This is a genomic window from Perspicuibacillus lycopersici (assembly GCF_025660475.1).
GTDB classification, from domain to species: domain Bacteria; phylum Bacillota; class Bacilli; order Bacillales; family Caldibacillaceae; genus Perspicuibacillus; species Perspicuibacillus lycopersici.
The window spans coordinates 1-18,796 of record NZ_JAOUSF010000009.1 but is presented as its reverse complement, the minus strand read 5'-3'; the positions used below and the strand labels follow the sequence as shown (position 1 = coordinate 18,796).

The window sequence follows — 18,796 nt, the reverse complement described above, 5'->3', positions numbered from 1 at the left end:
AAGAGAATCCGAACAAAGTTAAGTAGGTAAATTCGCTCCGGAAATATACTTCGCTATCCGAAGTATTGTTCGTCTTACATTTAAACATCAATTGTTATGTCCCATCCTCTTTTTTACAGGGTTCCTTACGATTGTTTGTTTTTTAACTTTTCCTTTAGCGCTGCTAGCTCATCCTCGACATCTACTTTTTTATCATATTTTGCCGTAAGCTCTTCTATGTCATCTTTTGGACGTGCATTTAGTTCTGCCATAGCATTAGCGCGATCCATGGCTTGATTAATCTTATCCTCCATTCGTCCAAATGCAGACATCGAATTACTTGCATCATTTACACCAGAGCCAATTTTATTGATTCGCTCCTGTGTTTTTGCAACCGACCATTTTGCTTTTAGCATTGTTTTTCGTGATTCTAGCTCTTGAATATCTGCAACTAATTTATCATGCATTTGTCTCATTTGCTGTGCATTAGCAGAAGCAAGGTCATATGCTTGTTGTAGCTCTGCCTCTTTCGTAGCTATTGTCGTTTTTCTTGCTAAAAATTCACGGGCATCTGCTTCATTTCCAGCTTCTAACGCTTTTATCGCATAATTTTCCATTTTTTCCATATCTGATTGGCACTCATTTAATACACGCTTTGCCCGTTGCTCCTCCGCCATTACCGATGCTGTTTCTGCTTTCACTTTTCCTAAATCTCTATTGATATTTCGTATATACTGATCAATCATTTTCTCAGGATCTTCCGCCTTATCCAATAACGCATTAATATTACTAGCCATAATATCTTTAAATCTTGCCAATATACTCATTTACAGATCCTCCTTCGTTTTTTTCCATACCTTATATACTGTTTATTGTATCAAAAGGATTCATTTTCTAATGTAAATTTTAGCAATTCCATAGACTTTTCCAAAAAACTGAAAGAACATGAATAAAATTGAAAGAACATGAATTATTTATTTGACAAAGACGAAGGATACAGAATAACATGTTAGTAATGATTTATAATCGTATCGACGATTGAGAGGATGGAAGTCAGTCATGTTAGCCGAAGAACGTCGCAAAAAAATATTGGAAATGATTCAAAGGGAAGGTCGTGTTATCGCCAAAGACCTCTCGGATTTATTTCAAATGTCCATTGACTCGATTCGAAGAGATTTAACGATAATGGAGGAACAAGGATTACTACAAAAAACGTATGGTGGTGCAATTTTAGTTTCTCCAAAGCCAAAAGTTCGTTCGTTACCTCAGCCTGAGGCAAAACGCTATGGTGAAGGAGCGCCACACCAAAATGCTATCTCTAGGATAGCTGCCTCCTACATTCAGTCAGATGATACCGTGTATATTGGTGGAGCTGGAATTCAATTTGGAATGCTTAAATATCTTCCAACAGACATACCCTTTACTGTCATCACTAATTCGATTAAAATTGCCGAATCAATTCGAAGGAAAGAAAATATAACTGCATACCTCATCGGTGGAAAATTACGAAAAGCAGAATCCGCAGGCAGCATGATCGATATTTTAGCCATTGAAATGATACGAAAGTTTACATTAGATATTAGTTTTTTAACTGGGGGCGGGTTGACATCCACTGGGATTAGCACTGCTACTCCAGAAGGAGCCGCTTTCGCACGGACAGTAGCACAATCATCTCGGAAAAATATTTGCTTAGCCCCTCATGAAAAAGTCGGCCATCAAATGTTTGTAACCTCCGTTCCAATGGATAGCATTGATTTAGTTATAACCGATTCAGCCGCACCTGCTGCAGTCATGAAGGAAATGGAAAACAAACAAATCGAAATAATTTATGCAGATGAAATAGAAACGAATAGGAGTGTACGAAATGAGATGGATTAATGTCGAGCATACCCCCGAAATTAAAGGGAATGTTACTATCCCTGGATCAAAAAATAGTTCGTTAGCATTACTCGCTGCTGCCCTATTAACAGATGAATCTGTTACATTATTAGGCATTCCGAATATATCTGACTTCCGGGTAATTTGCCAAATGGAAAAAGAAATAGGCTGTCACATTACGATAGATGATGCTGGCGCCGTTCATATTAACCCAAATTCAATTAATCATACGAGTTTCGATCCAAAAAAATCTTCATCTATCCGAACTGGCTATTATTTCGTTGGGGCATTGCTGGCGAAATTCGGAAAAGTTTCTGTCGGGTATCCTGGTGGGGATAATTTTGTCAGTCGGCCAATTGACCAACATATTAAAGCATTGCAAATGTTAGGGGCAACATTTACCTTTCATGAGGACTATTACGAGGTCGAAGCAACAGAATTAAGAGGAGAAACAATTTATTTTGACAAAATTACCTCTGGGGGCACAATTAACATTATGTTAGCAGCCGCTCGCGCCAAAGGTACTACCGTGCTGCTTAATGCTGCTTGCGACCCTGAAGTGAGTGATACCGCCATTCTTTTAAATAAAATGGGGGCAAAAATAACCGGTGCAGGAACAAGTACAATAAAAATTGTTGGTGTAACCCATTTAACCGGCTGTACCCATCAAGTAATTCCCGACCGGTTAATTGCTGGAAGCTTCCTAATGGCTGCCGGACTAGCAACTGGTTCGGTAACGGTGAACAATGTAATTCCCGAACATTTAGGCTCCTGTATTTCGAAGTTACAAGAAATCGGAATTGCCATTGTCGAAGGTGACCAATCCATTACCGCTTACGCTACTGGAAAATTAAAAGCTACTCGTGTTAGAACAGGCATGTATCCTGGATTTGCTACCGATTTACAGCAACCACTGACTTCCTTGTTAACACAAGCGCCAGGAAAAAGTATTATTAATGAGCAAGTTTATCCGAATCGTTTCAATCATGTACAGCAATTAGCACGCATGGGAGCAGATATCGATGTCCGCAATGGGGTTGCCTTTATAAAAGGGAAAACACCGCTAAAAGGAACGAATGTCCATGTATCAGATATTCGCGCAGGTATTTCTTTAATTCTCGCTGGTATTACCGCAGAAGGAAAAACTACCATTACCGGAATCGAACATATCGAACGAGGATATGAAGATGCTGTAGCAGCATTTCGATCCATAGGGGTTAAGATAAATGTACTGGAATCTGACGATGTTAGTACAGAGGATTTGTTACGTGATGTGTTATAAACTCTTAGGTAATGCGAAGTATTGTTTCTAAAAACAGTACTTCGTGTTATCGAAGAGTTTTTTCTATACCAATTTGGATGTTTGTCTATTTTTACAGTTCTATATAGCGAGTAATTAATGTACTCCCTTTATTTTCTATAGTATACTAAAAGATACTAAGGAGGCATTAATCATGAATATTGAACCAGATTTATGTCGGGTGGAGGATGCACTAGAAATTATTGTCGGTAAATGGAAGCCCATCATTTTATTGCACCTTTTGAAAAATGGGACGATGCGATTTAGTGAAATTAAACGGAGTGTCCCGGAAATTACGCAAAAAATGTTAACGAAGCATTTACGGGAATTAGAGGAAGAAGATATTATTGAGCGAGTTGTTTATCCACAGGTTCCACCAAAGGTAGAATATTCGATTACCGAATACGGTAAAAGCTTGGAGCCAATTTTAGCAGCAATGCATGAATGGGGAACAAAGCATACCGTTCATAAAAAACAAAAACTAGTGAATCAAACGAAAACCATTTAATTCCATAGTTGAATATACATTTTAACCACAATAGATGACCTCGGCAATTGTACCGAGGTCATCTTTTTGAGATCATATTAAAATCCATATTCCGCTTCTTTTGCCTCACGAACCTTCGCATACGTTTCAGCTAAAACTACCGTGTCCTCCACTAATCGTTGAATTCGGAAAATGATATCATTATTGATAATTTCTTTTCGATAAAAATCCTTCTCTTCAATAAACACATACGTTTGAACAACTTGTGCCTTCATATAGGATAAGATTGGTTTTAATTGTTGCTCGACAATTAAGAAATGCTTAGCAGATCCAGCTGTCACTAAAATGCTGACGACTTTGTCACGTAATGCCTTTTCTGGTAGTAAATCAAAAATATTTTTTAATGTTGCTGGAATTGATGCTTGGAAAATTGGCGTTCCAATAATTATTGCATCTGCTCCCATTAATGTTTCCGCAACATATTTCGTATCCCCTGTGTATTCCCAATAGGAGCGTCCATCACTGAATTGCACATCATAATCCGCTAAATCGATTAAATCGACTTCAATGTCAGGATATTTTCCGTTTATTTCCTTTATCGTATAGTTCATTGCTGTTCTCGTTTTCGAGCCTACCTTGGAACCAGACAATCCGACAATTTTCATGACGCTCCCCCTCATTTTTTCGCTGTATATTTTTTGATTGCTGGTAAAATCTCCGTACCAATGATTTCAATATTTTTCATTACTTTTTCAAATGGTACTCCACCGAATTCTAATTGCGCCATGTAGCGTTGGTTACCAAATTGCTCATGCTGATAAAGAATTTTTTCGATTACTTCCTGTGGACTGCCGACATTCATGACACTGCGCGGATCCGCTCCTTGTGCAAATAGCTGTTTCGGAAATCCACCGCCATTTGTAAGCTTCATGCCTTCATTGATGTGTGGATAGTATTCTCGCAATGCTTGTTGTGTTGTCTCCGCTACATAGAAGAAGCCGGTTGTTGCGACTGGAAATTCTTCTGGATTATGTCCACCTTGCTTGAGTGCTTGGCGATAAGCATCAATCGTTAATTTAAAGTGGGAAACTGGCCCACCTAACATTGCTAACGCCATTGGCACTCCTTGGAAACCAGCTTTCATCGCACTTGCTGGAGTTCCACCAACCGCTCGCCAAATTGGCATCGATCCACCTGTTGGACGTGGCAATACTTTGGCATTTCTTAATGGTGCACGGAATTCGCCGTTCCAATTGACAACTTCATTTTCATTAATTTGTAGTAACAGATCAAATTTTTCCTCAAATAATTCTTCATAATCACGAAGATTATAGCCAAGTAATTCAAAAAGCCCAACACGTGATGCACGACCAGCAATAATTTCAGCGCGACCACCGGAAATTAAATCAATGGTTGCAAAATCCTCATACACACGAACTGGATCGGACGTACTAATAATCGTAGAGGAGCTACCAATTTTAATTTTCTCTGTTGCTTGTGCAATGGCTGCTAAAACAACAGAATGTGCCTGTGTTGCAAAATAGTCCTGATGGCTTTCCCCGACACTAAAGAAATGGATGCCAGCTTGCTCCGCTAGCTTTGCAAGCTCAATTATTTCTTTAATTCGCTGCTGGGCGGAAATCCGTTCGCCTGTAGCTGGATTCGCTAAATGATCCCCTAATGTATATAATCCAAATTCTAATCCTTCACTAGGATCGATTCGATATTTTTCCAAGATAAAATTCCTCCCAATGCTCATTTTTATTTAATTTATATTAGCTTGCCTTTATGGATCGATTATTCATTTTCATGCTTCATCGTTATTATAGAATGGGACTGAAAATAATATAAGTACTTACTTATAAGTGCTCTAGTATACAAAAAGATACTAAAGAGAAAATGCTAGTGAAATGTAGGCAAGCGTTTGAAAATCATATTTGTTATAATTCCCTATCAAATATGGAAGATGTAACATATGCTTTTTCCTTACAATTACAAAAAACGAGAATCAACTCATTCTCGTTTGTTTCTTTCGTTTTGTTTAGCTGAGCTACGTTGAGCATTGAACGACATTAGAAATCCTTTACACTCTTTGTCAGTTGAACCATTTCTTTTGCCATTTTCTGGATTCGGTCTTTCGTCCATTTATCTACAATCACATTTTCCTCATCAAAATGATCATCAGGTACAAAAACATTTCGTGAAGGGACGGTCGCTCCTAAAAATTGCAAAATCGGCCGTAAATTATACTCTGCCACGAGAAAATGCTTTTCAGACCCTGCAGTAGATATATAGCCAACTACCTTATTTCGAAAGGCATGCTCCGGCATTAAGTCCAATAAATTTTTTAAAGCACCAGCAATCGAAGCCTGATAAACCGGTGTACCAATAACAATGCAATCGGCATTTAAAATTTTATTAACTACCTCAACCGTTTCGTCATTGTAATACGATAATGGTACCCCTCGCATAAACTCGATATCATAATCCTTTATATCCATTAATTCTGTTTCGACAGAAGTGTCTACTAGCTTTGCTGCATGTAAAACATCATATACCATTTGTGACGTCTTTCCACCAGCTAATGTCCCTGAAACACCCACTATTTTCACTAAAAAAAGCCCCCTTTCACGTTGAATCCATATACTTGAGGTGGAACTTACATTTCTCCCAAGTTCATGAGTTTTTCCGAACCTCTTTCTATCTCTACCTTACCAAAAGTTAGGAAAAGGTGACAAGTTTTAGGGCATCGAAGACAAACAGTAAAAAGTTTTTAACTTTTATTATTTATCTATTTTGAGTGAATAAAGTTCAAACCATATAAAATTTTTATTTAAATTGTGTGAATGGGAGATGATTGTAAAATACAAGATTGTGAAAAGGGAAAAATATATAAATCATTTATTTATAGCACGGGCTCATTGCCTATAGAACTATAAGCAATTTTTGTTCATATAAACTTAGAGCTTAATAACCTAAAAATTAAGGATTAAGTATGTTTAAAAATCTTATTGGTATATTCTCCCTTCACATTTTGTTGTGTTAGAATAGGAATATACGTTCGGATATCAAAAGGGGGATAACGTTAAGATGTTAAAGAATAAAGAAGATGTAATAAAGCTAATCCAAAGCGATGAAAAAATGATGGAGATTATAAAGGTAGCGAGTACATTAAATTTGCCTGATTGGTGGATATGTGCAGGATTTGTACGTTCAAAAATCTGGGACACATTGCACGGGTTTAATGAAAGAACTGAGACCCCGGATGTAGATGTTATTTATTTTGATAACGCAAACATTGATGAGAATTTTGAAAAGGAATTAGAGAATAAGTTGAAAAGCATAATGCCTAATATACCTTGGTCTGTTAAAAATGAAGCAAGGATGCACGTCATTAATAATCTTCCTCCTTATACTTCTTCGGAAGATGCTATTTCAAAGTTTCCAGAAACTGCAACTGCTCTCGGAGTAAAGCTAGACAAGGATAACAATTTAGTTCTTACTTCTCCTTGTGGAATAGATGATGTCATTAATTTAGAACTGAAACCGACTTCCCATTTTATCGAAACAGAAGAACTTGGTGCAATTTATGAGGAGCGAATTATAAAAAAGAATTGGAAGGCTATTTGGCATAAAATTAAAGTCCAGCACATATTAAAAAACTGATTAGGAAATAAGCCGTTTCATTTTATGAAATGGCTTTTTATACATCACGGAGAAAATTTGTGGAGAAAATTTGTTAAATCGTTGAAAGACTTCCCACAGTCACGACAGAGATATCTTTGTCTAGCTCTATATGTCCGTTTTGTTTTACCTTTACACTTCCACAATGAATATAACCTAACCCTTCTTTAAAGCGTGTTTCCCTGATGGTCGTAAAAGCATCTCTCATTATTTCCTCTTCATCTGAAAAGAAATTTTCTTTTAGAAGTTTAAATAGCTTTATTTGCTCGTGTTTAGGTAAGTCCGAAAAGGCGGTATAAACGAAACGTCTTCCCACATTCTATATACCTCCTGAGAGATGTATTACCACCTCTAAAGAGTTTGGTTAAAAAAGCAACAATCTATACGAAAAGAGCCTTTTATTAAGACAACATAATTTATAAGGAAGTGAAAACAATGGAATATGTTTGAGTCTATATTAAAAATAAAAAAGGATGGATTCAAGTTCCAAAGGATCAAGAATGGTTTTGGAGCAAAGAATGGCATCAAGGAGAAAAAGAAGCTGAAGAAGATAAAAAAAGGCTTAACAAAAAAATGGGACTATATAGAAGATGTTCTAGCTTGGCTTGATAGTGACGAGAATTGATAAGAAAATGATTTAAAAGTAGAAGAATAGCTTGCACGCTTGAATAAATTATGAATCGCTTCGGTCAAACAGATACCCAAATCACAAAAAAATGTCTTTCACCACGTCGCACAAGAAATGAAAAAAGAAGCTTCCCACAAGTTTGCTGAACTCATGAGAAGCCTCCGTTAAGAACCTCATGTTAACAACAATGTTAACATTCCACTCTCATCTTACATAAAACCCTTATATATCAAGGGGTGAAGCGGCTTATTACATCATGCCGCCCATTCCGCCCATGCCACTCATGTCTGGCATGCCACCTTTGTTTTCTTCAGGTAGGTCAGCTACAACAGCTTCTGTTGTTAAGAACATTGCAGCAACAGATGCAGCGTTTTGAAGTGCGGAGCGAGTTACTTTTGTAGGGTCTACGATACCAGCTTCGATCATATTTACCCATTCGCCAGTAGCTGCGTTGAATCCAACTCCAACTTCTTCTTTTTTCAAGCGTTCTACAATAACAGAACCTTCAAGACCTGCATTGTGCGCGATTTGACGGATTGGTTCTTCTAATGCGCGAAGAACGATGTTTACACCTGTACGTGTGTCACCTTCTGCATCAATTGCAGCAACTTTGTTGTATACGTTCACTAGTGCAGTACCACCACCAGAAACAATACCTTCTTCTACTGCTGCACGAGTAGAGTTCAATGCGTCTTCAATACGAAGCTTGCGTTCTTTAAGCTCAGTTTCAGTAGCTGCACCAACTTTAATAACTGCTACACCACCAGCTAATTTTGCTAAGCGTTCTTGTAATTTTTCTTTATCAAATTCAGAAGTAGTTTCTTCGATTTGTGCTTTAATTTGATTTACGCGAGCTGCAATTTTGCTAGATTCGCCAGCACCTTCAACAATTGTTGTATTTTCTTTTGTTACAACAACTTTTGCAGCGCGGCCTAGTTGTCCAAGGCTAGCAGTTTTTAAGTCTAATCCTAAATCTTCTGTGATTACTTCTCCACCAGTTAGGACAGCAATATCTTCTAGCATTGCTTTACGACGATCACCAAATCCAGGAGCTTTAACAGCTACTGCATTGAATGTTCCACGTAGTTTGTTCACGATTAGGGTAGTAAGAGCTTCCCCTTCGATATCTTCTGCAACTAGAAGTAATGGTTTACCTTGTTGAACAACTTGTTCTAACACTGGTAATACTTCTTGAATGTTAGTAATCTTTTTGTCAGTAATTAAGATGTATGGATTTTCTAGAACAGCTTCCATTTTATCGGAATCTGTTACCATGTATGCAGAAACATATCCACGGTCAAATTGCATACCTTCTACTACATCTAATTCTGTAGTGAATCCTTTAGATTCTTCGATTGTGATTACACCGTCGTTTCCAACGCGTTCCATTGCTTGCGCAATTAATTGTCCAACTTCTTCGTCTGCTGCAGAAATAGATGCAACTTGTGCGATAGAAGCAGTGCCTTCAATTGGTTTAGAAATTGCTTGTAATTCTTCAATAGCAGTTAGAACTGCTTTTTCCATACCTTTGCGGATACCCATTGGGTTTGCGCCAGCAGTTACGTTTTTCAAGCCTTCACGAATCATCGCTTGTGCTAGAACTGTTGCTGTTGTTGTACCGTCGCCAGCAACATCATTTGTTTTGCTTGCAACTTCAGCAACTAGTTTTGCACCCATGTTTTCGAATGCATCTTCTAATTCGATTTCTTTAGCAATAGTAACACCATCATTTGTAATTAACGGAGAACCATATTTTTTCTCAAGAACAACGTTACGTCCTTTTGGTCCTAAAGTTACTTTAACTGCATCTGCTAATTGGTCTACACCGCGAAGCATTGCACGACGAGCTTCTTCACTAAATTTAATTTGTTTTGCCATTTTTAAAAGCCCCCTTACATCATTTTTGCATAGATTTTACTTTTTGAGATTATGATATATAGTGACTAAAAAACTAAGATTATTGAACAATCGCTAGAATGTCACTTTCACGTAAAACTAAGTATTCTTTACCTTCGTATTTAACTTCTGTTCCAGCATATTTTGAGAAGATAATGCGATCGTTAACGCTCACTTCCAATGCAACTCTTTCACCGCTTTCTAGTACACGGCCAGTTCCAACAGCAACGATTTTACCTTCTTGAGGTTTTTCTTTCGCAGTATCTGGTAATACAATACCGCTTGCTGTTTTTTCTTCAGTTTCTACAAGTTCAATGACGACGCGATCACCTAGTGGTTTTAACACAATGAACAACCTCCTCAATATTTTTCCTAAAATATTTTTGTTAGCACTCTCTATACTTGAGTGCTAATTCCAATTATTATAATAATGAATCGAGATTCTTTTTTCAAGTCTCAACCATTAAAATTTAGTAATTTTTTTTCATAGCTTCAAAACAAATATATTATGGCAGGATTGTCTAAAAATATTCTACCTTCTATTCATATTCTTTGAGAAGAAACTTATAACATGTTACGGTAAGATTGGGAAAATTATTTTCTGATAAATATTTCTGCCAAAAAAGGTGGAGGGAAACCATTTGAAAAGAAACTATCAATTAATTGTATATACGTATATCGCCATGCAACTATTTTCTGGCTTTGGCGTCCAATTGACTGCGGCTATATTGCAAGGTTTTGGGATTGCTGATGAAAATTTAAAGCTTACCGCACTTGCCGTTTGGCTCGTTTTTAGCTTTGGTGCCACGCTTATCATTATTTTACTCCTTTTACGAGACGAGTTCTATTTACGTGATAAATTTGCCACATCATTACCGAAATCGTTACTATGGGCTATTTTTGGCGTTTTTTTGGCACTCTTCGCACAAGCTATCGCGGCACAAATTGAATATTTATTTGGAGTACGTCCGGGATCAGAAAACACACAAAATATTTTAGAGCTAATCAATAAAGCGCCAATCATCATTATTGTCAGCTCCGTTGTCGGTCCAATTTTAGAAGAAATTGTCTTTCGGAAAATAATTTTTGGCACATTGTATAAGTACTTTAATTTTTTTGTGTCCGCACTAGTTAGCGCACTTCTTTTTTCCGTTGCCCATTTGGAATTAGAGCATACGTTGTTATATGCGGCAATTGGTTTTACATTTGCCTTTTTATATGTTAAAACTAAAAGGATTATTGTACCGATACTAACACATATTTTAATGAATACATATGTAGTTATTATTCAGCTTTCTTATCACGATCAACAAGCAGAATCGATTCACTTTATCGGGGGCTTTTTGATACATATACTGAATAATCTTTTTTCCAATTAAATTTGCTAGTAATACTGGAGGACACTATTTAATGAGATCACCCCTTTCCCTTGCAATAATATATATGATATTAGGAATCGTATTTACATATTTTGCAATCCAACAAGTCCAAATGAACGGATGGGGCTTTTTTGCCTTTGTACTTATTTTTTTGGCAACATTAGATTTTGGCTCAGGCATCCGGATGTTGTTTCTCACTTTATTTCAAAAACGAAAAAAATAAGCGGTAAAACAAAGAGGCTGTCGTAATGACAGCCTCTTCTATTTTTTTATTGACTTGTTTCCAATTGCTCCTGTAATTCTTGTTCCTTCATTGCTTTTCGATAAGCAATTTTCGAAATTCCTATACTAATTTCATATAGAAGCAGTAATGGGACAGTTACCATCATATGGGATAGTAGATCAGGTGGTGTAATGAGCGCAGCAATTACTAATAAGACGAAATAAGCATATTTTCTTATTTTTGATAGAAATGCTGGGCTAATAATACCTAATCTCGTTAAAAATAAGATAATAACAGGCATTTGGAACAATAATCCAAATGGTATCGTAATTTGAAAGAGAAATTCAAAATATTCATTAATACCAATTACTTGCTGAATATGCATATGTTCTCCTAAATTTGTCATAAATTGAATGACAAAAGGAAAAAGAATAAAGTAGGAAAAAGATATTCCTCCGATAAAAAGCAAAACCGATATTGGAATATAGGATAATGTTACTTTCCGCTCCTTTTCATATAACCCTGGAGCAATAAATGCCCAAATATTATATAAAATAACTGGTGCGGTAATCACACATGAAATAACAAATGCCATTTGCATATAAATTTTTAACGGATCGGAAAGGCGAAAAGCATTTAATTGCAGAACGGCTGCCTCCTCGGTATGCTGCAAAAAAACGATAACTGGCTCCGCTATAAACAGGGAACCAACCATGGCAAGGACGAAAAAAACGACGATATAAATCAGCCGTTTTCTTATCTCTGCAATATGTTCAAAAATAGTCATGTTATCCTGATTCACACTGCTTCATCCTAACTAGTTTACATCATTATTTTTTTTCGCTGGCTCCTCATCTTCATCAGCCAAACCTTTTGTCGCATTTTTAAATTCTCGTAACGTATTTCCTGCCGCTTTCCCTAATTCAGGTAGTTTTTTCGGACCGAAAATTAATAAAGCTACGATTAAGATAATAATCAAACTCATAGGACCTATCATCCTACGACCACCCCCTTCAAACTATCATAACGTACTTTAGCATAATTTTAAATATTATTGCAAATTCATTTTATCATCCCAAAGAACCCTTAGTCCTCGATAACAACACCGTTTTCTTCTACTATTTCCATATCTGTTTCTTCTTCCGAATAATGCTTAATAAAATAAACAAATGATTGCAATTCCACTGCTAAATCAATATGATGTACACTAATAGATGAAGGTACTGTTAAACGAGCAGGCGTAAAGTTCAAAATTCCCTTAACATTTGTTTTTAATAGACGGTCCGTAATTTGTTGTGCAACGACAGCCGGAACCGTTAATATAACAACTTGAATATTTTCTGAGATAAGTCTTTCTTCTAATTCATCCATACTATAAATGAGAATTTCTCCAATATTACTACCAATCTTTTCTTTATTTACATCAAAGCCAATGACAATTTTTGTATTATTATTTTTCGTAAAATTATAATGCAATAATGCCGTACCAAGATTACCGACACCAATTAAGGCAACTTTCGTTAACTCATCTTGATCTAATGTTTTACGAAAAAATGATAATAAATACTGCACATTATACCCATAGCCTTTTTTCCCCAAGGCACCAAAATACGAAAAATCGCGGCGAATGGTAGCGGAATCTACTTTTACAGCTTCACTTAGCTCTGCAGAAGAAACGCGTTGTTTTCCAGATTGATATAAATTTTGCAAAAATCTATAATACAACGGAAGTCTCTTCGCTGTGGCTTTTGGTATTTTTAATTGATCTGTAGACATGTTTCTTCCTCCAACGTTGATAATGTTATTTTGCAATTATCATGATAAGCACAAGTTATTGCTTATTCATCCATAATAGCATAGGTAAAAATTCATCCCATCCCTGTGTTAACGCTTCCAAGATTCATTACATAAAAAAACTTACATGATTGATTATTGCAAAGATTGGTAAGTATTAACTTTTTTACTCCCTTTTTATCATACACGATTTTTCCGAAATTGTCTCCTTTTTAATCGAATCCATGCAGTTGCTATTTTTCCCCGCTATCATGTACTATTTTACTATAGGGTAATTCTATTTCTGTTAGAATAGGAATAACAACTTTTTTGATGTTTTTTGTCATTTAATTGAGGTGTATAACATGATTTTACTACAAGTGAACCAGCTCACAAAATATTTTGGAGCGGAACTTATTTTATCGAATATAAAATTAGAAATTCAAACAAGAGACCGCGTGGCACTTGTTGGTCGTAACGGTGCCGGGAAATCTACGCTGCTTAAGGTAATCTCTGGTCAATTATCCTACGATTCTGGAGACATAATTAAACCAAAGGATATTACGATTGGTTATTTAGACCAGCATACGGGATTACAATCAGATAGCTCAATTTGGGATGAAATGCTAACCGTCTTTGCGGATCTACTTGTAATGGAAAAAAAGCTACGTTCTTTAGAACTTCAAATGGCAGATGAGGCAAATTACGCTGATGAAGTCCGCTATCAAAAAATCTTATCTGAATATGATCAATTGCAAATTGACTTTAAAGATAAAGGTGGCTATCAGTATGAGGCAGATATTCGCTCCGTGCTCCATGGATTAAATTTTCATGACTTTGACTATAGTACAAAAATATCGACACTTAGTGGTGGGCAAAAGACCCGTTTAGCACTTGGTAAATTATTATTATCCAAACCTGATTTATTAATTTTGGACGAGCCAACCAACCATTTAGATATTGAGACATTAACATGGCTCGAGCAATATTTGCAAATGTATGATGGGGCAATATTAATCGTATCCCATGATCGTTACTTTTTAGATAAAGTCGTAAATCAAGTATACGAATGCTCCCAGCGCACGCTCACAAAGTTTACCGGTAATTATAGCCAATACTTAATCCAAAAGGCAGAAAACTATGAACGAGAATTAAAGATGTATGAGAAACAACAGGATGAAATCGCAAAAATGAAAGATTTTATTCAGAAAAATTTAGCTCGTGCCTCTACTACGAAACGAGCTCAAAGTCGGAGAAAAGCTTTAGATAAAATTCATGTGATGGATCGGCCACAAGGGGATGAAAAATCAGCCTCCTTCTCCTTTACCATTGAAAAACAAAGTGGGAACGAAGTATTAAGTGCCTCCGATTTAACAATTGGCTATCAATCAGAGCCTATTTCAAAAAATATTAATTTTCGTATTACAAGAGCTGATAGTGTCGCGCTCCTTGGTCCTAATGGCGTCGGAAAATCGACGCTATTAAAAACAATTGTTCAAATGCTTCCATCATTAAACGGCAGCATTCGCTTTGGTACAAACGTATCGGTTGCTTATTACGATCAGGAGCAAGCAAATCTAACTTCCAATAAGCGTGTATTGAACGAGCTTTGGGACGATTATCCGACAATGCCGGAAAAGGAAATAAGAAACATATTAGGTAATTTTCTATTTTCCGGGGATGATGTGCTAAAGCCAGTTTCTACTCTTAGTGGTGGGGAAAAAGCTAGACTATCGCTAGCAAAGCTAATGATGAAAAATGCTAATTTCCTAATATTAGATGAACCAACCAACCATCTAGATTTAGATAGTAAGGAAATATTAGAAAACGCATTGATTGATTATCCTGGTACAATTTTATTTGTATCACATGACCGCTATTTCATTAATCGCCTTGCCTCAAAAGTATTTGAGCTCTCCAATCATGGAATCGTAGAATATTTAGGGGACTACGATTACTATTTAGAGAAAAAAGAAGAACTATTGGAATTACAAAAAGGAACGACAGAACAAAAGAGCCTGGCAGCTCGTGAGCAGGAATCAAAGCAACGGAAAAATAGTTATGAACAGGATAAAGAATTAAAGAAACTAGAAAGGCAACGGAAACGTCGCATTGATGAAATTCAATTAATGATTGAAACACTAGAGGTTGAGGTAGCAAATAAAGAACTGCAATTAGTGGATCCAGAAGTATACACAGATCATACAAAGGTCGCTGCGTTAACAACTGAAATTAATCAAGCTATAGAAGAAATAGAAGCATTATTAGAGGAATGGACATTACTCGAGGAAGAAATGAGTTAATAGTTTGTAGATAGGGGGGCAAAATTGCTTCCCCTTTTTTATCCACATTTTTTATCCACAACATTACCCACAGTATACACATGACTTTTATCATATTTAAAGCGTTTTTTCCACATTATCCACAAAATACAATCAAGTTATTAACAAGTTGTGCATATTTGCGTAATACCTGTATATATCAATTACTAATTAACCATTTATAGTTTTTTATCCACAAAGTTATCCACATATTAACTATATACATTTTCCTCTGCTTTAATATTGTTACGTTTTTTCGTATTCCCTTTTTACTACAAAAAAACTCCTGCCAGTCCTTGACTAAGCAGGAGTCATGATTTTTGCTCGCATTATCTACTAAATGCCTCTAAATCTAACCCTGGATTTGCATTTAATGAAAGGTCTGCACGGATTCCTTTTTCGTAAAAAATACTCCCTGCAGCTGCAATCATCGCAGCGTTATCCGTACAAAGCTTTAATGGAGGAATGATTAAATCCACATTGTCCAATGTACCAATAGCTTGTTCTAAACGGACGCGTAAGCCTTGATTGGCTGCAACGCCACCTGCTAATAATACTTGTTTTACATTATATTGTTTAGCAGCGCGAATTGTTTTTTCCACAAGGACATCCACTACACTCGCTTGAAAGCTTGCAGCTAATGCCTCTGGCTTAATGGTTTCACCTCGTTGCTCGGCATTATGTACGGTATTTATTACCGCAGATTTCAGTCCACTAAAACTAAAATCATACGAGCCCTCTTCTAACCACGCTCTTGGTAGGTCTATTGTTGCCTCACCCTCTTGGGCTAAACGATCAATATGTGGACCACCAGGATACGGAAGATTTAATGTTCTTGCAACTTTATCATACGCTTCTCCAGCTGCATCATCCCTTGTCTCACCAATCACTTCGAAGTGGCCGTGCTCCTTCATATATATTAACTCGGTATGACCACCTGAAACTACAAGTGCTAGCAATGGAAATTGCATTTCTTTTACAAGACGATTTGCATAAATATGGCCGGCAATATGGTGAACTGGCACTAATGGGAGAGAATGTGCAAAGCTTAATGATTTTGCTGCTTCAACTCCAATTAATAACGCACCTACTAAACCTGGTCCAGCAGTTACCGCAATCGCACTTAAATCTTGAAAAGTTAATTTCGATTCATTCATTGCTTCTTCCAAGACAATTGTCATTTGCTCCACATGATGGCGCGACGCAATTTCTGGTACCACCCCACCAAAGCGTTTATGACTTTCAATTTGGGAAGCTACGACATTGGAAATAATTTCTGTACCATTTTTTATGATAGCAACTGCTGTTTCATCACAGCTTGTTTCAATTCCTAATATATATAGATCATTCATATAAATTCACCCACATTATTAAAGCATCTTCGTGATTATCCGAATAGTAGCCTTTCCGAATACCACCGTTCATAAAGCCAAATTTACGATAAAGATTTTGCGCTACAATATTTGAAACACGTACTTCTAGTGTTGCCTTTTTGGCACCTTTTACAATAAGTGTTTCCATCATTTTCATCATCAATTGTTCGCCTAATTTCCGCCCACGATACTCAGGTAATACCGCAATATTTGTAATATGTGCTTCATCTGCTATAATCCACACGCCACCATACGCGACAATTTTCCCATTTAACTCACATCCGATATAAAGTGCATACGGATTCATCGTAAGCTCCCGAATAAATGCCTCGCTACTCCATGGAGCAGAAAAAGAAGCATGATCAATCGCTAAGATTGCATCTAAATCATTAATAGTTAAAATCCGAAATAATGGTTTATTCTCCATAAGCTATCCTCTCATTTATCTCCGGTTTTGTTCTCTCCACTTCGCTTCTGCTTCTGCCAGACGTGTATAGTTTGGTACAAATGAATGGATATTCTCTTCTACTAGCTGCCTCCCTAAAAGTGCTAGTTCCCCTGGTCTTGGTATATTATCAGTAATTGGAGCAAAACATGCAAATTCATTCAAACGTACTGTAAATATTTCTTTATGCTGAGGTACATCACTACCTAAAACTAAAATTGGCTTTTCCATAGCGTTTAGCTTTAACACCCAATCTTCTGTGGAAATGTGCTGGTCTTCGAGAACTTCTATTATTTCTCCATTCTCAAACTTATATAAGCCAGTATAAATATTCCCTCTTCTTGCATCAATGATTGGTGATATATATCCATCGAAATATCTTCCCGAAGCTGCCATCACCTTCAGACTGGATACCCCAACTAGCGGAATCTTTAACGTCCACGCGAGTGTCTTTCCAATCGTTACACCAATTCGTAATCCTGTATAAGAACCTGGGCCCTCCGCTACAACGATTTTATTAATATCCTTCGTCTGAATTCCACAGTCTTTTAACAAATACTCTATTGCAGGTAGGACGCGAGTCGAGTGATTTCTTTTTATATTAGTTATATATTCACCAATTACTTTTTCGTCACTAACTAAACCGATTCCTAATACATCGGTTGAAGTATCAATCGCTAAAATATTCATGAAAAAACTCCTCACATACTTGTTTATAACGCTCGCCAATTGGTCGTAATTGTATTTTCCTCGATGTTTCATCTACATATTGAATCTCAATGATTAATAAATTATTTGGTAGCTGATCTTCTATGATGTGTGCCCATTCCACTACACATATTCCATCTCCATGGAAATACTCATCAAATCCTAAATCTTCCATAGAGTCTTTCATTCGATAAACATCCATATGATATAAAGGTAATCTCCCGTGGTATTCCTTAATTATCGTGAAAGTAGGGCTATTAACATTTCTTTGAATTCCTAACCCTTTCGCTAAGCCTTTCGTAAAAGAGGTTTTGCCAGCTCCTAAGTCCCCTTCTAATGCAATCACATCTCCTGCTTTTAAAAATTTACTTAGTTTTTCTGCAAGCTGAAATGTATCCTCAAAACTATGTACATTTACTTCCATTTGGTTCATTATCGTCACCTTTTCACAATTTACTCTAATTAAATGTAACGAAAACACAATAGAATATCAACCGTCGTATATTTCTTCACTTTGTTAAAGACCTTCTATAAATATATAAAAAACCTTAGGAGTGCTTCCTAAGGTTTGATTATCTAATGATATGTAGTAAATATTTTAATGGCGGTCCGGACGGGACTCGAACCCGCGACCTCCTGCGTGACAGGCAGGCATTCTAACCAACTGAACTACCGGACCATATATTGCGGGGATAGGATTTGAACCTATGACCTTCGGGTTA

Annotated in this window: 20 protein-coding genes, 1 tRNA gene and 1 pseudogene; 7 read left to right on the top strand and 15 right to left on the bottom strand. The window is 36.6% G+C overall.

Features of this window, described 5'->3' with window-relative positions; translation table 11 throughout:
• Positions 1–125: 125 nt before the first annotated feature.
• On the bottom strand, positions 126–806 hold the full coding sequence (locus tag OEV98_RS17545) for a PspA/IM30 family protein (RefSeq protein ID WP_263074653.1): 681 nt from the start codon (positions 804–806) through the stop codon (positions 126–128).
• A gap of 232 nt (positions 807–1,038) precedes the next feature.
• On the opposite strand from OEV98_RS17545, the gene OEV98_RS17540 reads away from it, so the two are divergent.
• The 3 genes from OEV98_RS17540 to OEV98_RS17530 all read left to right on the top strand — a co-directional run bounded on the left by OEV98_RS17540 (position 1,039) and on the right by OEV98_RS17530 (position 3,665).
• Complete coding sequence (locus tag OEV98_RS17540) at positions 1,039–1,857, top strand: DeoR/GlpR family DNA-binding transcription regulator (protein WP_263074652.1); 819 nt, start codon at positions 1,039–1,041, stop codon at positions 1,855–1,857.
• Positions 1,844–3,139, top strand: coding sequence for a UDP-N-acetylglucosamine 1-carboxyvinyltransferase (murA, locus tag OEV98_RS17535; RefSeq protein WP_263074651.1), 1,296 nt, complete (start codon positions 1,844–1,846; stop codon positions 3,137–3,139). Before OEV98_RS17540 ends, murA begins: the two co-directional genes overlap by 14 nt.
• A 172-nt stretch (positions 3,140–3,311) precedes the next feature.
• Positions 3,312–3,665 (top strand): winged helix-turn-helix transcriptional regulator, encoded by a 354-nt coding sequence (locus OEV98_RS17530; RefSeq protein ID WP_263074650.1) that lies wholly within the window; start codon positions 3,312–3,314, stop codon positions 3,663–3,665.
• 77 nt (positions 3,666–3,742) lie between these two features.
• Here OEV98_RS17530 and OEV98_RS17525 read toward each other — a convergent pair whose 3' ends face one another.
• From OEV98_RS17525 to OEV98_RS17515, 3 genes are all read right to left on the bottom strand, one after another.
• On the bottom strand, positions 3,743–4,309 hold the full coding sequence (locus tag OEV98_RS17525) for an NADPH-dependent FMN reductase (protein ID WP_263074649.1): 567 nt from the start codon (positions 4,307–4,309) through the stop codon (positions 3,743–3,745).
• Positions 4,310–4,320: 11 nt separating this feature from the next.
• Positions 4,321–5,379 carry an LLM class flavin-dependent oxidoreductase gene (locus OEV98_RS17520; RefSeq protein ID WP_263074648.1) on the bottom strand — a complete coding sequence of 353 codons (1,059 nt, stop codon included), beginning with the start codon at positions 5,377–5,379 and terminating at the stop codon, positions 4,321–4,323.
• A gap of 337 nt (positions 5,380–5,716) precedes the next feature.
• Positions 5,717–6,256, bottom strand: a complete 540-nt coding sequence (locus tag OEV98_RS17515) for an NADPH-dependent FMN reductase (RefSeq protein WP_263074647.1) — start codon at positions 6,254–6,256, stop codon at positions 5,717–5,719.
• 478 nt (positions 6,257–6,734) lie between these two features.
• Here OEV98_RS17515 and OEV98_RS17510 point away from each other — a divergent pair, with 478 nt between their 5' ends.
• Positions 6,735–7,310 (top strand): nucleotidyltransferase family protein, encoded by a 576-nt coding sequence (locus OEV98_RS17510; protein ID WP_263074646.1) that lies wholly within the window; start codon positions 6,735–6,737, stop codon positions 7,308–7,310.
• Between the two features lie 68 nt (positions 7,311–7,378).
• Here the strand turns inward: OEV98_RS17510 and OEV98_RS17505 are convergent.
• From OEV98_RS17505 to groES, 3 genes and pseudogenes are all read right to left on the bottom strand, one after another.
• Positions 7,379–7,644 (bottom strand): annotated as a pseudogene (locus OEV98_RS17505) (transposase); the annotation flags it as partial.
• A 561-nt stretch (positions 7,645–8,205) separates the two neighbouring features.
• Positions 8,206–9,834: a chaperonin GroEL gene (gene groL / locus OEV98_RS17500; RefSeq protein WP_263074645.1), complete on the bottom strand. Its 1,629-nt coding sequence runs from the start codon at positions 9,832–9,834 to the stop codon at positions 8,206–8,208.
• A 79-nt stretch (positions 9,835–9,913) separates the two neighbouring features.
• Positions 9,914–10,198 carry a co-chaperone GroES gene (gene groES / locus OEV98_RS17495; RefSeq protein ID WP_263074644.1) on the bottom strand — a complete coding sequence of 95 codons (285 nt, stop codon included), beginning with the start codon at positions 10,196–10,198 and terminating at the stop codon, positions 9,914–9,916.
• A 295-nt stretch (positions 10,199–10,493) separates the two neighbouring features.
• Here groES and OEV98_RS17490 point away from each other — a divergent pair, with 295 nt between their 5' ends.
• Both OEV98_RS17490 and OEV98_RS17485 read left to right on the top strand, forming a co-directional pair.
• Positions 10,494–11,231 (top strand): CPBP family intramembrane glutamic endopeptidase, encoded by a 738-nt coding sequence (locus OEV98_RS17490; protein WP_263074643.1) that lies wholly within the window; start codon positions 10,494–10,496, stop codon positions 11,229–11,231.
• A gap of 31 nt (positions 11,232–11,262) precedes the next feature.
• Entirely contained in the window at positions 11,263–11,454 is a 192-nt protein-coding gene (locus OEV98_RS17485; RefSeq protein WP_263074642.1) for a YdiK family protein, read from the top strand.
• A 46-nt stretch (positions 11,455–11,500) separates the two neighbouring features.
• Here OEV98_RS17485 and tatC read toward each other — a convergent pair whose 3' ends face one another.
• The 3 genes from tatC to OEV98_RS17470 form a co-directional block, all read right to left on the bottom strand.
• On the bottom strand, positions 11,501–12,256 hold the full coding sequence (tatC, locus tag OEV98_RS17480) for a twin-arginine translocase subunit TatC (RefSeq protein WP_407676529.1): 756 nt from the start codon (positions 12,254–12,256) through the stop codon (positions 11,501–11,503).
• A gap of 15 nt (positions 12,257–12,271) precedes the next feature.
• On the bottom strand, positions 12,272–12,451 hold the full coding sequence (locus OEV98_RS17475; protein WP_263074641.1) for a twin-arginine translocase TatA/TatE family subunit: 180 nt from the start codon (positions 12,449–12,451) through the stop codon (positions 12,272–12,274).
• 89 nt (positions 12,452–12,540) lie between these two features.
• Entirely contained in the window at positions 12,541–13,230 is a 690-nt protein-coding gene (locus tag OEV98_RS17470; RefSeq protein WP_263074640.1) for a redox-sensing transcriptional repressor Rex, read from the bottom strand.
• Positions 13,231–13,592: 362 nt separating this feature from the next.
• On the opposite strand from OEV98_RS17470, the gene OEV98_RS17465 reads away from it, so the two are divergent.
• Positions 13,593–15,530: an ABC-F family ATP-binding cassette domain-containing protein gene (locus OEV98_RS17465; protein ID WP_263074639.1), complete on the top strand. Its 1,938-nt coding sequence runs from the start codon at positions 13,593–13,595 to the stop codon at positions 15,528–15,530.
• A gap of 347 nt (positions 15,531–15,877) precedes the next feature.
• Here OEV98_RS17465 and tsaD read toward each other — a convergent pair whose 3' ends face one another.
• The 5 genes from tsaD to OEV98_RS17440 form a co-directional block, all read right to left on the bottom strand.
• A complete protein-coding gene (tsaD, locus tag OEV98_RS17460; protein WP_263074638.1) occupies positions 15,878–16,900 on the bottom strand; it encodes a tRNA (adenosine(37)-N6)-threonylcarbamoyltransferase complex transferase subunit TsaD in 1,023 nt (340 codons plus the stop codon).
• Entirely contained in the window at positions 16,893–17,348 is a 456-nt protein-coding gene (gene rimI, locus OEV98_RS17455) for a ribosomal protein S18-alanine N-acetyltransferase (RefSeq protein ID WP_263074637.1), read from the bottom strand. Before rimI ends, tsaD begins: the two co-directional genes overlap by 8 nt.
• A gap of 15 nt (positions 17,349–17,363) precedes the next feature.
• Positions 17,364–18,056 carry a tRNA (adenosine(37)-N6)-threonylcarbamoyltransferase complex dimerization subunit type 1 TsaB gene (tsaB, locus tag OEV98_RS17450; protein ID WP_263074636.1) on the bottom strand — a complete coding sequence of 231 codons (693 nt, stop codon included), beginning with the start codon at positions 18,054–18,056 and terminating at the stop codon, positions 17,364–17,366.
• Positions 18,037–18,507: a tRNA (adenosine(37)-N6)-threonylcarbamoyltransferase complex ATPase subunit type 1 TsaE gene (tsaE, locus tag OEV98_RS17445; protein ID WP_263074635.1), complete on the bottom strand. Its 471-nt coding sequence runs from the start codon at positions 18,505–18,507 to the stop codon at positions 18,037–18,039. Before tsaE ends, tsaB begins: the two co-directional genes overlap by 20 nt.
• A 169-nt stretch (positions 18,508–18,676) precedes the next feature.
• A tRNA-Asp gene (locus OEV98_RS17440) sits at positions 18,677–18,753 on the bottom strand.
• Between the last annotated feature and the right edge of the window lie 43 nt (positions 18,754–18,796).

Bases quoted from the DNA above. Each gene is read 5' to 3' on its own strand.
- OEV98_RS17545 (WP_263074653.1), bottom strand. From the start codon at position 806: ATGAGTATATTGGCAAGATTTAAAGATATTATGGCTAGTAATATTAAT.
- OEV98_RS17540 (WP_263074652.1), top strand. From the start codon at position 1,039: ATGTTAGCCGAAGAACGTCGCAAAAAAATATTGGAAATGATTCAAAGG.
- murA (WP_263074651.1), top strand. From the start codon at position 1,844: ATGAGATGGATTAATGTCGAGCATACCCCCGAAATTAAAGGGAATGTT.
- OEV98_RS17530 (WP_263074650.1), top strand. From the start codon at position 3,312: ATGAATATTGAACCAGATTTATGTCGGGTGGAGGATGCACTAGAAATT.
- OEV98_RS17525 (WP_263074649.1), bottom strand. From the start codon at position 4,309: ATGAAAATTGTCGGATTGTCTGGTTCCAAGGTAGGCTCGAAAACGAGA.
- OEV98_RS17510 (WP_263074646.1), top strand. From the start codon at position 6,735: ATGTTAAAGAATAAAGAAGATGTAATAAAGCTAATCCAAAGCGATGAA.
- groL (WP_263074645.1), bottom strand. From the start codon at position 9,834: ATGGCAAAACAAATTAAATTTAGTGAAGAAGCTCGTCGTGCAATGCTT.
- OEV98_RS17485 (WP_263074642.1), top strand. From the start codon at position 11,263: ATGAGATCACCCCTTTCCCTTGCAATAATATATATGATATTAGGAATC.
- OEV98_RS17475 (WP_263074641.1), bottom strand. From the start codon at position 12,451: ATGATAGGTCCTATGAGTTTGATTATTATCTTAATCGTAGCTTTATTA.
- OEV98_RS17470 (WP_263074640.1), bottom strand. From the start codon at position 13,230: ATGTCTACAGATCAATTAAAAATACCAAAAGCCACAGCGAAGAGACTT.
- OEV98_RS17465 (WP_263074639.1), top strand. From the start codon at position 13,593: ATGATTTTACTACAAGTGAACCAGCTCACAAAATATTTTGGAGCGGAA.
- tsaD (WP_263074638.1), bottom strand. From the start codon at position 16,900: ATGAATGATCTATATATATTAGGAATTGAAACAAGCTGTGATGAAACA.
- rimI (WP_263074637.1), bottom strand. From the start codon at position 17,348: ATGGAGAATAAACCATTATTTCGGATTTTAACTATTAATGATTTAGAT.
- tsaB (WP_263074636.1), bottom strand. From the start codon at position 18,056: ATGAATATTTTAGCGATTGATACTTCAACCGATGTATTAGGAATCGGT.
- tsaE (WP_263074635.1), bottom strand. From the start codon at position 18,507: ATGAACCAAATGGAAGTAAATGTACATAGTTTTGAGGATACATTTCAG.